The sequence below is a fragment of the Cerasicoccus arenae genome, assembly GCF_014651635.1.
GTDB classification, from domain to species: Bacteria; Verrucomicrobiota; Verrucomicrobiia; order Opitutales; family Cerasicoccaceae; genus Cerasicoccus; species Cerasicoccus arenae.
Genome location: NZ_BMXG01000002.1, coordinates 121,299 through 139,504, shown reverse-complemented (window position 1 = coordinate 139,504; position 18,206 = coordinate 121,299). Strand labels below are relative to the sequence as shown.

Below are 18,206 nucleotides of genomic sequence, written 5' to 3'. Positions count from 1 at the left end.
TTCTACCTGCAAAGGCAGTTAAATTAAACCATGGCCAAATTACTTGAAACCGAATCTTTCGTCGCAATTGACGCCGCATGGCATCAATCACTGACCGTTGACCAAGCGTTGACCTTGCAGGTCGTTGTCCAAACACGTGGCTCTGACCCAATCTTTGGCTTTTATCTAAAGGAGGCCGACTTCAGGCGGTTGATGAAGACTGGCGAAGTCGATGACCACTTGGCCTCAAAAATCCATGGCCAAACGCTCTTTGCGAATGCCAATGGGCGCATTAAAACCTCCCTCACGCTCCCCGTTGGTAAATGGTTCGTCTGCATTGAACTCGACTGCGAAGCTGCACCAAACGCAAAAAAAGTACCCTTCACATTCACGCTGCTCGAAAATTGAAAACGCCTAAATTCAATCCGATCCTCTCGTTAAATAATTGAATTCCATGCTCCACAGCGAGTAAGTCAGCAATTAGCGATGGCCGGGTATTTCTTATTAAAGATGGACCAATGCGTGGAACTCAACCAGAGCCCCACGCATTAGCCAGTGCCTTAATCAGATTAAAAAGATATTTCGAATTACCATGGTGTGAAAGTCGTTCCGGTAACACCAAACTCGCCATCATTCGCAGCACCATTCCACCAATCGACAATATAGCCCAAGTCACCTGTCGCATAGCCATATTGAATACCATGCTCTGTACCACTGACACCCTCTAGAGAATTTACGGTATCATTCGTAAAATCAACTGTCGCCAACAATACATCCGCTGGGTCAGGCGTAAACGCAACTTGGCCAAAGTTTTTATCAGCATACCACTGGCCTGAGCTGTAGAGGACTGCAATGACATGATCCGCATTTCCCATATATGCGCCAAAGCGGGATATAACGTTACTGGCACTATACATGAGGTAACCAGTTCCAGACCGGGAATCATCAGCAGCAATCCCATTGTTGAGCGAGCCGATAGCAATTGGCGTCCCACCTGCTGGGCCTTCTGTAATTTTCACGTTGCGGAATTGGCCATAGATACCGGAGTTGGAGTCGTCGTCCGAAACGATGACTAGGTGCGTCATTGCTCCCGTGTAGAATGCGCCAACATTGATGGAATAGGTCACCGGCCCGGATTCAACTACATAGTCATTGGAGTCCTGCCATGCGTTCGCCCACGTTTGAGAGCCTGCGAGCTGGAATACGCGTTTGTCATTACTATTGGTATCGTCCTCTTCGAAACCAATGCCAATAATTTCTCCGGCGGCAGATGAATCAAATGTGAACTCCAGCCACGTGTCTGATGTTACGGTGTAACTAAGCGGAAACTTAATCCAACCGTTTTTCGAAATAGACATTCCCACGCCGTCATCTTCAACAGTGACCACGGCTCCGGAGTTACCCGCTCCACCATAAACAGCATGATCGTTTCCAAAAGAGACCGTGCCGTCAACATTGCGAATGGTCGCTAAAGGAACAGTTCCTGATTTGGTTCCCTCCCAGACTCGAACGTAATCAAACTCCACACTTTGATTGTTGATAGCAGGCGTTGGATTATTCCCAACAAATGATCCGCCAACTTGTAGCGTCAGAAGAATGTAAGCAGGCACATCAATCACTCGAGCATCTTGACGACTTCCGGTTTTAACTCCGTCCACATAAAATTCCAAGAGCCCTTCTTCCCAATATAGGCCATAGGTGTGATACTCACCAACATCCATAACTGGAACGGGACCCCATCCACTAACCTTGTGACCGGCTCCATAGCCATCCCAATGAGTGGCGTGCCCCATTTGATATGCACCCAAAACACCATAAGCTTCCATGATATCGATCTCCATCCCTTTACCCAAATCCACCGGAACTCCATCTATTACAGGTTCGGGAATACCGGTGCTGTCGGTAGGGTCATAATACATCGATCGGGCGCTTAATTCATTCGAAGCTCCAAACTCAACTTCCGCCTGATTTCCCCAGACAACCGTTGCGTCATCGGTCGGATAGTAAGTTACACCGTTCACAATCAGCTGTGGCCAATGCGCGGAATTCGACGCCTCCTTACTATGGTACCACTGTCCGCGCGCACGGCGAAATTCATCCGCCAAAGCTAAGGAGATTACGCCATCACTACCGACCTCGACTGTCACGTAATCCGTAACGTCGAAATCAACATAACTGCCAGCGGGTGCGTCGTAGTCGAACTTCTGTTCAATGTAGAGCGGGTCCCAAACTGGCTGATTATTCCAGTTAATCGTTCCCTCATCCCAGGAATCGGATGCCACGCGGAACAGCTGTAAATTATTAGGATCACTCCCAGCGGTATTGCCTACATTTTTAGCACAAAGGCGAAGCGTGGCATCTGTCACCGTGCCAATGCCAGCCGAGCTTAGGTCGAACTTAAGAAAGATATTATTCTTCCATTCCTTCGTGCCGTATTGATCGCGCTCGGGCATCAACCAAAATGCTGGCCACATGCCGGAAACGCTATCCCATTTGGCGCGTGTTTCAAAATAACCATACTTTTGCTTGAAACGTAGAAAAGAAGTCAGTTCGCCAGAGGAATAGTCATAAGTAGTCCAGCAGTAATCAACGGGATCCGTCGTTGCCTTTATCGAAAGGGCACCTCCAGTGACGTTGAAATTATCAACATTACAGCCTCCAGAACCTTCAATAAATGCATCTGCTGGCCCGACCTTCCATTTCGATCCGTCAATAATTGGGTTACTGAAATCCTCTTCGAATGTCAGGGTAAAGCTTCCCGGCGGAGGAGCGGCATTAACTAGAGAGGTCAAAGCAAACGAAAACAGCAGGGGTAGTATTTTTTCCTTCATATTATTATCTTTGATTATTGAGGTTAAGCTTTTACAAGAGGTAGAAGCATCTTCCATAAGATGCTAAAGCTAATTAACATACCACAGAACCCATTACTTCAGGGAGCGATTTACTGACATAGGTTTTGCTATTTCCTGACCACACAAAGCGAACCAATCCAACATGCGAAGGCTTGGTCAGGATCATTGAAATCACCCAGATTTATAGTCAGAATGCGCTATAGGAGAGAGCCAGACGGACATCCGCGGGCTTGATTACGCCTTCGAAACGGGCAATGAGATAATGAAAAAGCACCGTCCAAAACGTCATCAATATCTTGGCGAAGGATGCCCTAACAACTGCACTGAAGTTCGCGATGAGATAACCGTGATTTGATGAACGAAAGCTCATGGCTGCGCTCTCAAGGAATGGACAATCGTTAACAACAACGACGGAATCCAGTGCCTTTAATAGATGATCAAATGCGCGAAAAGCTGAAGATGTATATCAACTGATTACTTCACCAACTCAATATTCCGGAAGCGGATAGGACTGCCATCGCTCTGTAATGCAATTGCCCCCTGCTGTGGGTTGACCTTAGTGATATGATTCACCAGCTGGCCATTGACTTTTACGGTTAACTCATCGCCGGAAGCGATGATCTCCATGGTATTCCATTCTCCTATCGGTTTCTCTCCGTCAGCCTTGCGGTCCAGCCGAACCACCGCCACACCTGGTGCCACAAACATCGGGCCTTCACCAACAAACCCCGGTAGTTGACCGATGGCGTAGATGTCCCCTGCCATACCGCTTTGCAGTTGTATTTCAATACAACTGGGCCAAGTGCGAAAGCCACTCGTGGCTGGCAAGGCGTGGATCAAAATACCGCCGTTCCCTCCCTTTTCAGACTCCCACTTCCATTCAAATGTTAGCGTATAATCGCTTTCATTTTCCGCCAACACCAAGTATCCGCGTGGTTCCCCATCGCAGCTCAGTTCACCTTCTTCCAGCGTCCAAGCATCTGCCGCTTTTAGCGGTGTCTCACCGTCGTAAAAGGCATGTGTGTGAACAGGATGATGTGGCAGCGTAGTTGACGCAGCTGTCAAAGGCGACGAAATCGAAACCAGCAGTACAAGGGATGAAATGCAGAAAAAGTTATTCATAAAGCTCCCCAGTATGAACCGTAAGCGATACGGTTAGAAGCCAAATCCAGCTTTAAGCTCCGGCTTTGCGACGGCGGTAGAAATCGTAGCCCCCAAGCAGAATCAACAGTCCGCCAATGGCATACGTTGATGGCTCTGGGATCACACCCGGAACAATTTCCCCCGTGCTCAAGATATAGGCGTCGTAGAGGCCAGGCGCTAAGCCAACAGGATTCAAGAACTTGATTTTGCTGAGCTGATCCGACGTCAGACCCATTTCGTTAGAGCCGATATAAAACTGGTCGGTGCCGCCACCGCCCGTACCAGAGCCAGTGCCCGTTCCCAAATTAAGCGGAATGCCTGCCCAATCCGTCACTTGGAGTATTTCCGAGCCCGACCAGTCAATGCCCGAACTATCGCTAAAGGCGATGATAGATTCCGTGCCCGCGCCAGTAAAATCGATGGTCGAAGTCGTACTGAGGGTAAGGCTTAACGTGCCGAGTGAATCATTGGCCTCACCGATAACAATGCTACCGCTGGAATAATTTACGTCGGTCGTAGAGCCAAACTGCACGTCACTGGCCTTAGTCACAGCATTCTCCGAGACAAATAGTGTGCCGCCTTCGATGCTAACGACCGTCTGGCCACCACTATTGAAGCCCAAACGGGGATTCGTGCCGGTACCAGACATTTGCAGGGTTCCGCTCTGGAGTGTCAGCGTGCCATCAATCTCTCCAGTCTGTGAACCAGCGAGCACCAACGTGCCGCCACCGGTCAGGTTGACATCCTGTGAGCTGGAAATTGCCGTCTCAATAGTCGCCGTGTGACCAGCATGTACATTCACAAAGGCAGTGTCTACGAGCCCGTCAAAGCCCTGCCCATCGGCAAAGGCAATCGACTGGCCGCTAGTGTCAAAGACAATGCCACCGCCAGACCCGTGACCAATCGTCACTGTGCCATCTTGGAAATCTAAGCCAAAAACGCTGGTACTACCCGCCTTGGTCACGGTGAAATCTCCGTCAGCTTCACCGGAGCCGCTATCGTTTGCCGAGAAGGTCGCGACTTTGTATTGGGTAAAGGCACCCGTAGTGACATTACCCGTGGGGTCAATGCTCCAGTTGGCATTACTGCTGTTCCATGTGCCCGCTGCATCGCCACCTCCATCGTTTGTCGCACCTGCGGTTGAGCCATTAATATCCCAGTAAACACCTGCCGTAAAGCCTGCCGTTTGCACGTGATAAGAACCAGGCGTACTGATGATGTTACCGCCGCCAACATCCGAACCACTGTCTACCCCTCCCCATACGGCAGTATCCGCCGAAGTGACATACCAGGATTGCGTTGTCGTGGAGCTACTCGCGTCAGGCATTTGCCAAGCCTTATCGATCGGGCTAGAGCCGTCGATGAGCTGGGTGTAGAGCGCCCATTCCGTCGAGGTGTTGATCTGCGTCGGATCGTTTTCATTATAGATCCAAACATACGCCTGCTGCCCGACCGCAAAGTCATAGCTCGGATCAACGGCAGGATAGGTCGAGTTCGAATTCTGGCTCGAGTCTAGCGTCGCACTATCCACATAGAGTCCAACGTTAGATGCGCCGATTGAATAGAAAAATGGATCTCCATCAAACGCATGCCAGTTCGCTGACCACTCGCTGTAATTACTCGCCGTTGGCACAAAGCTGCCGAAGGTTCCCAATTCATAAGAGAAGCCACTACTGGGCGACGGCAGTGTCGTACCATCGCTTTCAACAATGCGATTGAACGCAACACCACTGCCCCAGTTAATTGTAATCTGGGCAGTCAGCGCTCCTGGAAGGAGCAAAAATATTATGTAAAATTGTCTAATTCTCACGATAGCTTGTCAGTCCTCGTTAGGGAGCAGGCTCGGGAACGATCAGTATTGTCTGATCGCCCTCGGGCAATTTAATCAAGCTCGCTCGATCACTGCGGAACTGCAGTGAGTTAGGCGAGTCATTCTGGTTAGTAAACGGTGGGCCTCCGAATTCAGCATAATTGACCCAGCCGTCTTCAGTATCGTCCAGAAGGAAGAAGACTGTAGTACGACCTTCTACTTCCGGGTCGGTGGGCCATAAGATAATTTCCGCAGCATTGTCTGGATCATTACCTGCTTGGAAGACTGAAGAGGTCATGCCGCGACCATTCTGTCCATCATCTGGGCCATCAACTGGCACTTGAGCTACGGGATACATCGCGCCGATCAGATTGAAACCAGCAATGGATGGGTCATCTCCATTGTCATTGAGGACAACTGCAGCGTCGTTGTTGCGGACCTTTCCGTAGGCATATAGCTTGGAAGCTTCCTGGCGCGAAATAATCACAAAGCCAGTTGCCGGATCGATAACAAGATCACCTTGATCAGTGGCGGTAAACAAGTCATCTTCTCTCACCCAACGCGAGCCTTCAGGAATACCGAGGAAGCCTGCGAGGGGCTCCGCATAATATGCGAGCATGTAGGCCTCATATTCAGGAATGGAACGACGGTTATTGTAGATATAGATGTGAGTCGCTAAGTTCGGGTCGCCGCTATCCTGACCTTCGAAGGTTGAGTCCTTCTTAAACAGTTCACCGAAGGTTGCATGGCGACGAATCTTGATATCAGCCCCAGTCAGAGCGGGCGCGCCATTGGCGGTGTTGAGCGAGTCGCCGCCAGTGGGTGAGAAAATATCCGAGTCATTGACCAAGGTCACCTCATCCACATCACCGCTGGCGATCTGGAAACGATGGCCTTCGAGCACGCCACTGGAAACCTCGACGTAATAATCACCATCAGAGATAAGGGAACTGAAGTCCGCCCCATTGGCCGAAGAATTGAGATCGAGTAGGCTGCCGATAACACCGTCTACCGTACCGCAGAAAATCTCCTGCTGGATAAACGGCGTGCTCCAAGAATTGGCCTCGGCAAGCTCCATCGCAGTGGCCTGCCAGCCATAGACGTCGGTGTAGATCGTAGTCGATCCGGTCGTAATTGCGAGGCGCACCAAACCGAAGTCAGCAGAGCCAAAACCGGGCGCTGTCTGCACGTTACCGTAGGTGATAGTTTCTGTGCCGCCATTGTCCACCGAAGTAAAGGGCGCGGAAACAGCGGAATTCGTCGAAATCGTGGCAATGTCGAACCAAGTGCCAATTAGATCGTTCGAGCCCTGCAACGTGTAGCTCACGTTGAGCAGGCCGTCCGGACGGGTAAAGACCACATCAAAGCGACCAGTGGCTTCATTAACCAACACCAGATTCAGCAAGCTGCTAGGAAAGACTCCACTCGCAGTGTTACCTGACAAGGCAATTTCCACAAAGTCCACGATACAGTCACCGTCGCTATTACCAGCAACGCTGGCGTCGTAAAACGATGTGCTAGTCGTGACAGATCCGCCGCTGGTCACCACAATCCCGCTGATGATGCGATTGTCGTTAACACCGTCGTCGTCGCCAGTACTGTAGTATCCCGTGGGGTCGGTCTCACGAATGATGTAGACACCGACCGGCACACTGTTGAAGGAATAATCACCGTTGACGTCAGAAGTTGCCGGGAAGTTGTAGATGATATCGCTTCCATCGATGACGCCATTTGCATTCGTATCAAGGATCAGGTCGATAATCGCGTTTTCTAAACCAAGTTCGCCGCCATCAAAGCCGCCATCGAGGTCAAGGTCTTCATAGACCGTCCCGGAGATCGAACCGAACTGCGCTTCGATGAAAAGATTTCCGCTTAGGGAATCGCCATAACTCGCCAAGCTCAGCGCGGCCTGATCACCAATGATATTGTTGACGGTGTTGTTGGAGCCATTGGTGTCACTGATGCTGATATATCCCGCAGGCTGCGTCAATTGAACGACCTGATAATCACCAAGCGGAATGTTTTCAAAATCGTATTCACCAAGGGAATCAGTGGTAGCGGTTGGCTCCTGAACACCCGCAGTAACGGTGTCGATGTCAATCGGCGTGCCATCCGATTCGCGCAGGGTAATAATAATGCCGGAGAGCCCGACGTCCCCTACTCCATCGCCATTGGTATCAGCCAGCACCTTGCCAGAGATCGAACCGGTATCGACCAAGTTGAACTCGGTTGCCGATATTGGGTCTGGCTGCTGATCGCTGGATAGGCTGGCTACGTTCTGAATGATCGAGAGATTCGGGAATGGCGCTGCGACTGTGACTTGATACGTGATGATAAGCGAATCACCAGGATCAAGCCCGTAGTTCGACGCGATCGTAGAAGGACCACTCGAAGATGGTGCCGCCACCGAACCGGTTTGCGCAACTACGGTGTTGATAGTCGCGGTAAAGACCAGATTATCAAAATAGATATAGTCGTTATTATCCAAGGAACCGCTGGGCTGGATATCGATCCGCTCAATACCGCCAAAGAATGACGTAGCGATACTCGTTGAAACGTTCTGGAACGATCCAGAGTTTTGCCCATTGCCAACGGTCGCTAAGGTGACATCTCCAATTTGTAAATACGCGTCGTCACTGCCATTATTAAGACTAAAGCCACGCCAATCAAAAGAGACTGTCAATGTATCGGTTGCTGGATTCAAACCGCTCAAGTCGATATTACGGGAAAGGCGTTCATTACCATTACCATCACCTTCCACGCGCACCGCGTTGCCATTAACGTCGGACACGAGAACGATCTCTCCATTGTAGCTTTGGTTGGCACCATCATTCGCTTCTGACCATGACCCATCATCCCAAGTAACGACTGAGCCATTCGTTCCGCTCGAATAGCCACTGCTCCAATTAACCGTTAGTGTTTCCGTCGTTGTACCGCCACTGTAGGTGGGCGGCGCGCTCACCTCTGTGATCGAGCTACCGACATAAGTCGTCCCAGTTGGCAGAATGTCATTAATATCGATGCCTGTGTGGGTAACCGAGTCCGTGTTGGTAACCGTAACGGTGTAAGTAATGACTTCGCCCGGATCAACATTGCCGCCATCCACCAGAGACGCATTCGCGCCAAGCTTGGTAATCGTCAAAGCGCCAACTTGCGGCTCATAGCCAAAGTCGTGGCCTGTCTCATCCTCGTTGTTCGTATTTAGCACCACATCGTGGTAGGTAAGCACCGGGAATGTATTGGAGTAGCTTGTGCCATTCGGCAGCGTGCTTTCATCGACCCGCACGCGATAGGTCCCAGCCGAGAGATTATCGATTGTGTAGTCACCGCTTGGATCAACAGTGTCCTGCGGCTCATTGGAATCGCGGAAGCCATTCAAGTTCAAATCAGCGTAAACAATCACACTGCCGTTGAATCCGTTTTCACCGCCATTCAGAGCACCGTTGCCATCATCGTCTTCCCATACGTTGCCACTGATGCTGGCCGTCTCAGAAGTCAAGAGGATGTCATCGTCACTGCCGCTGACCAGCGTAGTAAACTCGTCAACCGCATCAGTGACAGTCGCCGTGTTGGTAACCGGACTCGATTCTCCAATAACCGTGAAGTTAACGGTAACGGTGTGAGTGGCACCGATGGCCAACGAACCAAGGTCATTCCAGGTCAATAGGCCTGACGATGCCGAATCGGGCAGCGGTGAAGCTGAAACATACTCAAGCACATCGGACAAAAATGTATCTTCCAACGGCACGCTGTCGAAGTTCGTGTTCCCGTCGTTGGTAATGGTGATCGTGTAGGTAACCGCAGCACCATAGTTGACCGTCGCCGCACCACCATCGAGCGTTTTACTTACCGTCAGATTCGGACCTTGGTTGGTGTCCAAGAATAGATTGTCGCTATAGGCGACGTTCGGTAAAACGCTCAGAGCAATTTGGTTGTCCGTGAGCGGTGCATCAGAATCCCCCGTACTCAAGTAGTTGGACGGATCAGTTTCCAGAATCACATAGTCACCTGCTGGAACCGAGAAAGAGTAATTCCCGTCACCCGAAGTGATGACCGTATCAATGAGGTTCTCATTGAAGTCCACCAGGCCGTTACTATTGAGGTCTTCGTATATTTCCACAGTAACGCCATTAAGACCAGTCTCGCCCGACGCTTCAGCTAGATCAGCGTCAGCATCGTCATCATCCACCACACGACCACTTACTGTTGCGGGCAAACCGTCAATAAAGTCGATACCAGTCTCATCTTCGCCGGCACCCAAATTGACAGTGGTGATGCTAGCGTTACCGCCGTCGGAGTCGCTCACAGAAACATATCCAAGTGCATCTTCCGCAACGATCGAGTAAACGCCAGGTCGCAAGTTCGAGAACGTGAAGCCCCCCCCCCCTGTTGTGGTCGCCTCAATGTCCACACCGTCGAAAATCCCATTGCCGTTGCGATCGATAAATACGCGCACACCGTCAATGCCAACATCACCGTTGCGGTCGCCATCGATGTCGTCGTAGACCACACCAGAGATGCTTCCGGGCAGGAGTTCTTCAATGAAATAGTTTCCTGGATTCTGACCAATAACAACTGTGATCGGCGTAATGTCGCCAATGCGATTAGCATTGCCCCCGTCCGAGTCACTAACGCTAGCATAGCCTGCTGGCTGAACTTGACGCACTTGGTAAGTCACACCTGGAATCAGGTTGGTGAAGAAGTACTGGCCGGTTACATTGGTCGTGGTTGTGGTCGCTTGGGTCCCCGGTGTAACGAGATCGCTGTCAATACTCGCACCTGATGCATCAAGCAATTCAAGTGTTACACTGGCGATACCGATGTCACCGTCTCCGTCACTATCAAAGTCTTCATAGACAAAACCTGAGATCGTGGCAGGTCGTTGCTCAATAAAGGTGTTGCCAGTTGTGGTGACCCCGTCGGTTACGACAATCAGGCTAACATCGCCGAGAATATCCACGTCACCGCCATCATCCGGACCAACCACGCTGAGGTAGCCGCTGGGCTGAGTCTGCCGCACCTGATAGTTACCTGGAGTTACGCCTTCAAAGCTGTAAAAACCGTCACTATCGGTTGTGTCCACGGTGATTTGCAAACCGGGCAAGTCAGGGTCGCTGTCGATAGAGTTACCACTCGAATCGAGCAGCTCAATGTAGACATTTTCAATGCCTAAATTACCGTTACCATCGCCATCAGTATCTTCCAGCACATAACCGCTGAGGATGCCCTCGACCGGAACACTGATGTTATTGCTCACCATAGAATCCGCCGGGGTAACTTGCTGGTCACTGACCACAGATGCAGTATTGCTGATTGATGAACCAACTGGACTGTCGATTACCTTGACCTTGTAAGTGATCGTCATCGATTGGCCATCAGCGAGTTGATAATTATTGGCTAGCTCATCATTGGATGGAAAATTGCCCACTACGCCCGTCTGCGTTGCACTATCGCCCCAATCAACACTGATCACAATGTTGTCGAAGTGAATCCAGTCATTATCTTCCAACGTGGACGCAGAGAAGAAGCGAATCACTGTATTTTCAGTAAAGAACTCCGGATCAATGGTTATCGGGCTACCTTGATCCTGATAAGCAGCATCAACACCATTGCCACCTTCGGTGCTCAGGGTTGTCCAAGGATCGCCGCCAGTGGCGGAGATTTGTAAGTCAACAGTGTCATCACCAAAATTCAACGAGACACGGCGGAAGTCGTAATCGATTGTCGCCGAATTCGCCGCCGACAAATCGACTCCACGACTGGCACCCTTGCTGGCGTTTTCAATCGTGAGTGACCAGCTCGCCACAGTCGCGTCTGTGTCATTGGAGATTTCAATGTCATCGACAGTAAAGCCATTCGCTTCGTTAACTTCAGTCCAGTTGCCGACCCAACCAGGTGCTCCGCCAGAAGCTATAGGTGTGCCACCAGACTCGTTATTGGACTCGAAGTTATCAGTCATGTTTGTGGTCGCCGTCACGTCATAGCCAGTCGGCGCGTTGATGCCTAAGCTACTTGCAACATAACTAACATCGGCTGGTAACACATCTGTGATATCAATGCCAGTGTGCGTGACACCAGAGTTGTTCGATACTAGAATCGAATAAGTAATCGTGTCGCCGGGTTCGACATCATCCGTGGTGTTCGCGGTCTTCAGTATCCCAAGACCCGTGAAGGCAAAACCAGTGTCCGCAGCGTCTGTGGTAGCGCTGGCGTTAACTGTCACGCTTTGCGGATCGTTGGCAGTAGTCGGCGTCGTATCCATACCCGATGGCAATGTAGACGTATCAACTTTGATCGAAACTGATCCCGTTGCGGAAATTGCCAGAACGTAGTCGCCCGAGCTGTCAGTGACTGCGCTGACTTCGTCGTCCAGATTACCCGGAATATTATCAAGACCATCGGAGTCGAGTATGCCGTCTGAGTTAGCATCGTAGAAGACTGTGACGCCGGACAAGTTGGGTTCGCCAGCGTCCTGCACCCCACTTTCATCTAGGTCGATAAATAGGTGACCAGACACGCCCTGTGGCTGCTGATAACCAATACCGTCAAAGGTGTTAACACCAGCTACTGCGGTCAGCGACTGCGGTTCGTTGTCGATGCCCATGTCTGTCGTCAGCGTGTAACCTCCTGGCAATGTTGATTCGTCTACATTCACCCAAACTTCTCCGGGCGCGACTTCTGCCGTATAGCTACCATCGGCCAGCGTGCGGATAACTTGCACATTGCCGAGTGAATCCGTAATTATGACGTTTACACCACCGATACCGTTTTCACCGATGCCAGGCGTCGTGTTGCCATCACCATCCACGTCATTGAAAATAATCCCAGTGACTGTTGTGCGCTCCAGACCAAAGTCCGCCGTGGCGTCTTCACCTGGATCAAGCGTCACACTAAAAAAGCCGGAAACTGGCGTAGTAATGGTCAATGAATCGTCGAGGAAATTATCGTCAATGCGGACCGTATATATCCCATCGGCCAGATTACCAATGCGGTAATCACCATTGGAATCTGTAATATCGAAAGGCTCGTTGGCGTCACGGACGCCGTCACCGTCAAAGTCCAGATAGACACGGATGCCTGACAGGCCTCCCTCAGCCCCATTCTGTAAACCGCTGCCATCGTCGTCCTGCCAGACGGTACCGCTAACGCTTGCTGCGTCCGTTATAAGGTCTTCGGTTTCGTCTTCGGCAGGTGGAACAGCAGCACCGTTGATATCGATTGCAAAACGCGATTCAGCAACGTTGAGCGCGGGATCACACTCGCCGGCAACAAAGAAAGTAATGGTCACGCTCGTGCTGGCTCCAACGCCCAAGGTGGTTGCGCCGGGCAGCAAGTCATTCCATTGTGCTACGCCACCGCTACTGGAATCCGCAGTGGGGGTGGATGTCAAAAACTCTAAGCAAGAACTATAATTATCGGTAAGCGGCAGGCTTTCGATATCTGTGTTGCCAGTGTTTTGAATGTTAATCGTGAACTCCACAACACCGCCGTAATAGGCAGTTTGGGCACCGCCCGTTAACGATTTCGTAATGGTTATCGCGGGATTCGTAACCGGAAGATTTTCAGTATCGCTATCTGAAGGATCATTGAAAGCAGAAGTCGTGTCAGCTGTTGCAGTGCTACTAAGCGTTCCGGAATCTGTCGCGGTGTATGTCACCGTAACGGTGACGCTTTCGCCAACGGCAAGTGATCCGAGATCGTTCCATGTCAACGTACGTGTTCCCACACTCAAGCCGTTGGAATCCGGCGAGATGGAAGCTGAAACAAAAGCTAACTCGGCATCTGTAAAGACATCTGTTAATTGTACGGTATCCAACCCAACGCTACCCACATTGGTCACTGTGATATTATAAATAACCTGATCACCTACGATTGCGCTGTCTGTGGGCTCAACGAGGGCTTTGTCCACCACTACAGCAGCAGTGTTGGGAGTTGTCAGTGGCACAGCAGCTTGGTCTTCAGCCGTATCCGATGGGTCATCGTTATCAACATAGCTCACGGTTAAGCCAGAGCCCGCGGCGGCATTAATATCTCCATCGTCTGCATTTGTGGAGTCAGTGGCAGAAGGAAAAATAGCTGTGAAAATGCCGGTGTTAGAACCGGTCTCAGTCAGGGTGACCACATCTGAATCACCGCCACTGGTAGTAATCGTTACCTCGATTGTATCAACGGCCAATGGATTTTCGTTTTCATCGTAATCGACTACCCGCACGCCGATGGATTCTGCGCTCGTAAAGACATCCGTGTCAGGTCCGTCATCTCCCGTGGTGAAGGAAACATTTGCTGGTGTGCCGCCATCAATCCCAGCCAATGTGATAGCCGTTTGAAGCGTATCGGACACTGTACCCTCAGTCCCTTCATCCGCTGAGATGGTAATGGTGTAAGTTCCATCTGTCGCTGGGGTCTGCCACTCGTATTCGTAGGTCACGGAATCGCTGTCACTCGTCGCCAAAGTCGCAACGAGAGTCAGATCACTTGGATCAGGTGAGAGCAAATTATTGCTGTCTGGATCGGTAATTTGAATGGACGGATTACTGATATCCGACGTTCCAAAGGGGTCGCTGATCGTGGTACGGATATAGAATTTTTGGCCAACATAGCCAGTGGCCGCAATGCTACCGTTCGGATAGGATGCATCGTAAACCGCTACGGATTCAACATCGATAACCGTCGTAGCGGGCAATGAAAGTGCACTCGGATAAGTTCCACTGTCGTATAAGACATCAATAGACACGCCTGAGTTGTTAACTACGGTAATTTCTACGGCTTCACCTGGATCGACAGTAACATCAGCCCCGAGCACTCCAGACCAGTCGAGCTGGTAAATATTCGTAGCCCCAGATGAAATCAAAGTCGTTGTCGCGGTGGTATCTTGAAAAAAGCTAACTCCATCCACAGCAAGGTCTACTTGAACATCAATTGTACCTCCCAACACAGCTGTCGTTTCGATATAGAAAGTTGCCCCCACAGCACCTGAGGTAGGCATGGAAAACGTCTGTGCCATAGTCGGTGACTGCGTGAAAGTAGTGCTGGTCTGAACGGAACCATTGATCGCGAAGGCAACGATGGCAAAGGCATCGCTGCCGCCAAAAGTCCATGAAAAATCCGCTGAGCTTTCCGAAGAGCCAATGACCTTTGAGGAAATCTCCCCTTCTGAGCCGTCTCCCGTAACGCCTTCGGCCTTGATCGGTCCAAAGACATTGTCCTGACCTACGCCTGCCGTTATTGTACGTGCGTCGTCGAGAGCAACCAGACCATAAACAATGTCACCAGGATCACCGGGCACACCAGTGATAGATGCACTGGTGCTGTAGCCACTGGTGCTCTGAGGCGTATCGAAAGCAGAATAGGTCTGTGTGCCAGAATTGAAAACACTTAGATCGACATTGTTGTAGGTCGTGGCAACCACAATGACGGAGTCTTCCGAGCCACCGTTCACTCTACCTTCGACTAGGTCAACAGCGACATTATCTGTTCCCACCGTAGGATTGTAAATGAACCAAATTTCGACAAAGGCCTCCTCTGATGAACCCTGATCGATCAGCTTCGTCGCGTTTTGGGCACCGTAGCGCACCGCATCCACATCAAAACCATCGTAGTTTTCATCTTCTTCACCAAAGATACTGATGATTAGGATACGATCAGGACCAGAGCCAACCGTGTGCGACATGGTGACTGTGTCAAAATACGGCGTGCCTGCGGGAAAATCCGTCCCGGCAATAAACGTATCCCAACTCGAAGCGCCAGACTGCTCAACTCCATTATCCAAGGTAAGCGAGGCTCCCGAGCGCCCAGCGTCACCAGGCTCAATTCGGCTCAAGCCATTGCCACCATCGTCACGCAGATAAAGGAGTTTTTCATTGGTCGGTACTGGAACCGCAGCTGTAGCAGTATCGCTGTTGGGCAAGCCAATTGGATCACCTGGGTCGGTCGCGGTGACACTGAGTGAGTCGCCCACATTGATTTTCAATACACCATCTTGCGCAATCGCTGAACCACCAGAAGAGGTGTTCAAAGGGCCGCCTCGGAAAATCCCAGTGCCTGTGCCCGTTTCCGTCAGCTCAAGCAATTCAAAGTCGCCGTTGGTCGAATTCCTCACGACAACGGTAAAAGTATCCGCCACAACCGCGTTCACGTTCAAGTCTGCGTCAGTCAATTGCACGTAGATATCATCGCCCTCATTATAAATAGAGACCGTACTGTATCCGCTATCAGTAAACGCAACGTCCGGCGAAACACGGTTGTTCACCACGTCGATTCGGCTGGAAGAGGACAACGAATCGGCAACCAAAATTTCCGGACCAATGTCGAGGATTGCCGTGTTGACCAAGCTACCCGCAGCGGAAGGATTAAGCGTCACATTGAAAGTAACGAGCAGTTCTGCGCGAACGCCAATAGTCGGCAATACAATACCCAGTCCATCAAGTGGAAACGCCGAGCCAGAAGCGTCGTCGGCCTGAAGGACACCTCCAACAAAAAGCGTCCCAGGGACATAGGATACATTTGCCGGAAGTTCATCAGAAAGTTTCAAATCCGCCAATGGCACCGCACCAAGATTAGTGACACTGATTGTGTAGCCAACCGTGTCGCCTGGCTCATAGATGCCATCGCCATCGGAGACTTCTTGCGCAGTCTTCACTAACTGTGGGAATGGGAATGGCGGCACTGTCGTGCCTAAATCAAGGAAGGGATTACCAGCGCCAGCAATGCTCGGGTCCTGCCCCCAAGCAGCGGTTATCAATGTACCGTCGACTGTGTAAAGCTTCATGCCCGTCTGGTCATTATCGGAATTGTCGTAGACCTTCGTCTGCTGAAGCCGGTTGAGATTGAAAGCGACGTCGTATTTGTTGCCGTTCGGGTCAGTGCTCAGGCCAGTGGAGGCGTCCCCATCATAGTCCACATAAACGACCGTGCTCTCGGTGACAGCGACCCAAACAGGGCTACCCTGCGCATCCGGCACGCCGTTATGGTCACGGTCGTCTGCACCCGGGCCCCAACCGACAACAATCTGTGGAGTCAAAATCTCGCGCGGCACAAGGCTGAAGCCCCAGTCCCATGTATCGTTATCCACTCCTGAGGAGCCACCATTAGTCGGGCCTGCGGCCACGCAAGCCACACCGAAGAAATCTTCCCCGCCTTGGCTCGCAAAAACTGCGCCCGAACTGGAAGGCATCGTGAATTCCGCCACTGTGCCCGACGCAATGTTGATTGTGCCCGAACTCACGAAGGTTTCGTAATCCACATTGATCGCCGAGCCGTTCGGATTATATAAATAGATTTCAGTAGGCTGATTTGCCCCCGAGCTACCAACTGGATTATAATATTCGTTGCTCCAAGTATCGACTGGCAGCAGCGTAAACCAACGTGCTTCGAGTTGACCGCCACTGTTATTCAAATTACCAGTGATCAGGTGGACCTGCACCTTTTCGGTCGCAGAGATGGTGCCACCGGTCTGCACGCCACTGGAAAAGTAATTTTCACCCTCGTTCAGTGTGCGCGTCACGTCGACAACACTGTCACCATCCAAGTCAATCTGGACTGTCGTGCCGTCTTTCACCGCCATGATGTAAACCGATACGTATTGGAACATCTGATTAGATGCTCCGGACAGATCCTGACCAATCGGGAATTCATAAATTTTTCCGAGAAATGCTGTTGAGTAAACCTCGACCGCGCCTGCAAGCACCGTGCCGGGGTTAGTCGCCCATTCCGCGCGAGTCATTGCCACGGCCTTCGTCGAGGCCAATTTATCACGCGCGTCAAAAAGAATCACGGATGCATTACGCGGCGTGGGTACTTCGTTGCTCAGCGCAATTACAGCGTCAGCGTCAATAACATCACTGATAAAACCGGGCGGTATACCGTTAGCCGGGTCCCCATCTCCCCAAATTTGAGTGCCCCCTGGATTTGACGCACTATAAACATTCACCGGATTAGCTATATCAACCTCGTAACCGTTTTCCCATTGGTCGTAGTAGATAACAGTGTTGTCGCGCGTGGTCGTCAGCGACGTGACACTATTCATAGTCTGTCCGATCGTACGGCCAGGCTGTAATTCGACTAATGTACGCTGGATTGAGGCTTCTGGCAGCGGCAAGTAAAAATACTGCACTGGCTCTGGGCCCGCCCAGAGCATTGCACTAAGGCAAAGCGTTAAAGAGACGATAAGGCTGCGTAGAGTAGCTGACACTGTTGGAATTTGGCGATTCAATGGAATAAATACTGGGGATTATACTCTAAAAAAATATAGAGCTTCTTGCTGAAGCATTCTTGGCTGATGAAGGGAACACCTTGATATCATTGACAAGAACAACGTCATTTGCATGAAATACATTATAAAAAAAATGAGACTACATTCAATAGAGCTAAGAAATGGGTTATTATTCCTAAGAAAAATACACAATGCCAAAGTGTTTTCTGCG

The 18,206-nt window shown here is 50.8% G+C and carries 6 protein-coding genes; 1 reads left to right on the top strand and 5 read right to left on the bottom strand.

The features are described 5' to 3' along the window. The first annotated feature begins 30 nt into the window (after positions 1 to 30). Positions 31 to 387 carry a Clp protease/crotonase-like domain-containing protein gene (locus tag IE065_RS02240; protein ID WP_189511416.1) on the top strand — a complete coding sequence of 119 codons (357 nt, stop codon included), beginning with the start codon at positions 31 to 33 and terminating at the stop codon, positions 385 to 387. 179 nt (positions 388 to 566) lie between these two features. Here the strand turns inward: IE065_RS02240 and IE065_RS02235 are convergent, their stop codons facing one another. The 5 genes from IE065_RS02235 to IE065_RS02215 all read right to left on the bottom strand — a co-directional run bounded on the left by IE065_RS02235 (position 567) and on the right by IE065_RS02215 (position 17,974). Beyond that, the gene (locus IE065_RS02235) at positions 567 to 2,810 is read right to left on the bottom strand and encodes a CBM96 family carbohydrate-binding protein (RefSeq protein WP_189511414.1); all 2,244 of its coding nucleotides are present in this window, start codon (positions 2,808 to 2,810) and stop codon (positions 567 to 569) included. Between the two features lie 208 nt (positions 2,811 to 3,018). Further along, positions 3,019 to 3,201: a hypothetical protein gene (locus IE065_RS02230; protein ID WP_189511412.1), complete on the bottom strand. Its 183-nt coding sequence runs from the start codon at positions 3,199 to 3,201 to the stop codon at positions 3,019 to 3,021. A gap of 104 nt (positions 3,202 to 3,305) precedes the next feature. Further along, positions 3,306 to 3,896: a 3-keto-disaccharide hydrolase gene (locus IE065_RS02225; RefSeq protein WP_189511410.1), complete on the bottom strand. Its 591-nt coding sequence runs from the start codon at positions 3,894 to 3,896 to the stop codon at positions 3,306 to 3,308. A gap of 109 nt (positions 3,897 to 4,005) precedes the next feature. Continuing rightward, entirely contained in the window at positions 4,006 to 5,754 is a 1,749-nt protein-coding gene (locus IE065_RS02220; protein WP_189511408.1) for a hypothetical protein, read from the bottom strand. A 49-nt stretch (positions 5,755 to 5,803) separates the two neighbouring features. Then, positions 5,804 to 17,974, bottom strand: a complete 12,171-nt coding sequence (locus tag IE065_RS02215) for an SdrD B-like domain-containing protein (protein ID WP_189511406.1) — start codon at positions 17,972 to 17,974, stop codon at positions 5,804 to 5,806. Positions 17,975 to 18,206: the final 232 nt, after the last annotated feature.

Excerpts from the sequence above, each read along its gene's own strand:
- IE065_RS02230 (WP_189511412.1), bottom strand. The coding sequence starts at position 3,201 with ATGAGCTTTCGTTCATCAAATCACGGTTATCTCATCGCGAACTTCAGT.
- IE065_RS02235 (WP_189511414.1), bottom strand. The coding sequence starts at position 2,810 with ATGAAGGAAAAAATACTACCCCTGCTGTTTTCGTTTGCTTTGACCTCT.
- IE065_RS02240 (WP_189511416.1), top strand. The coding sequence starts at position 31 with ATGGCCAAATTACTTGAAACCGAATCTTTCGTCGCAATTGACGCCGCA.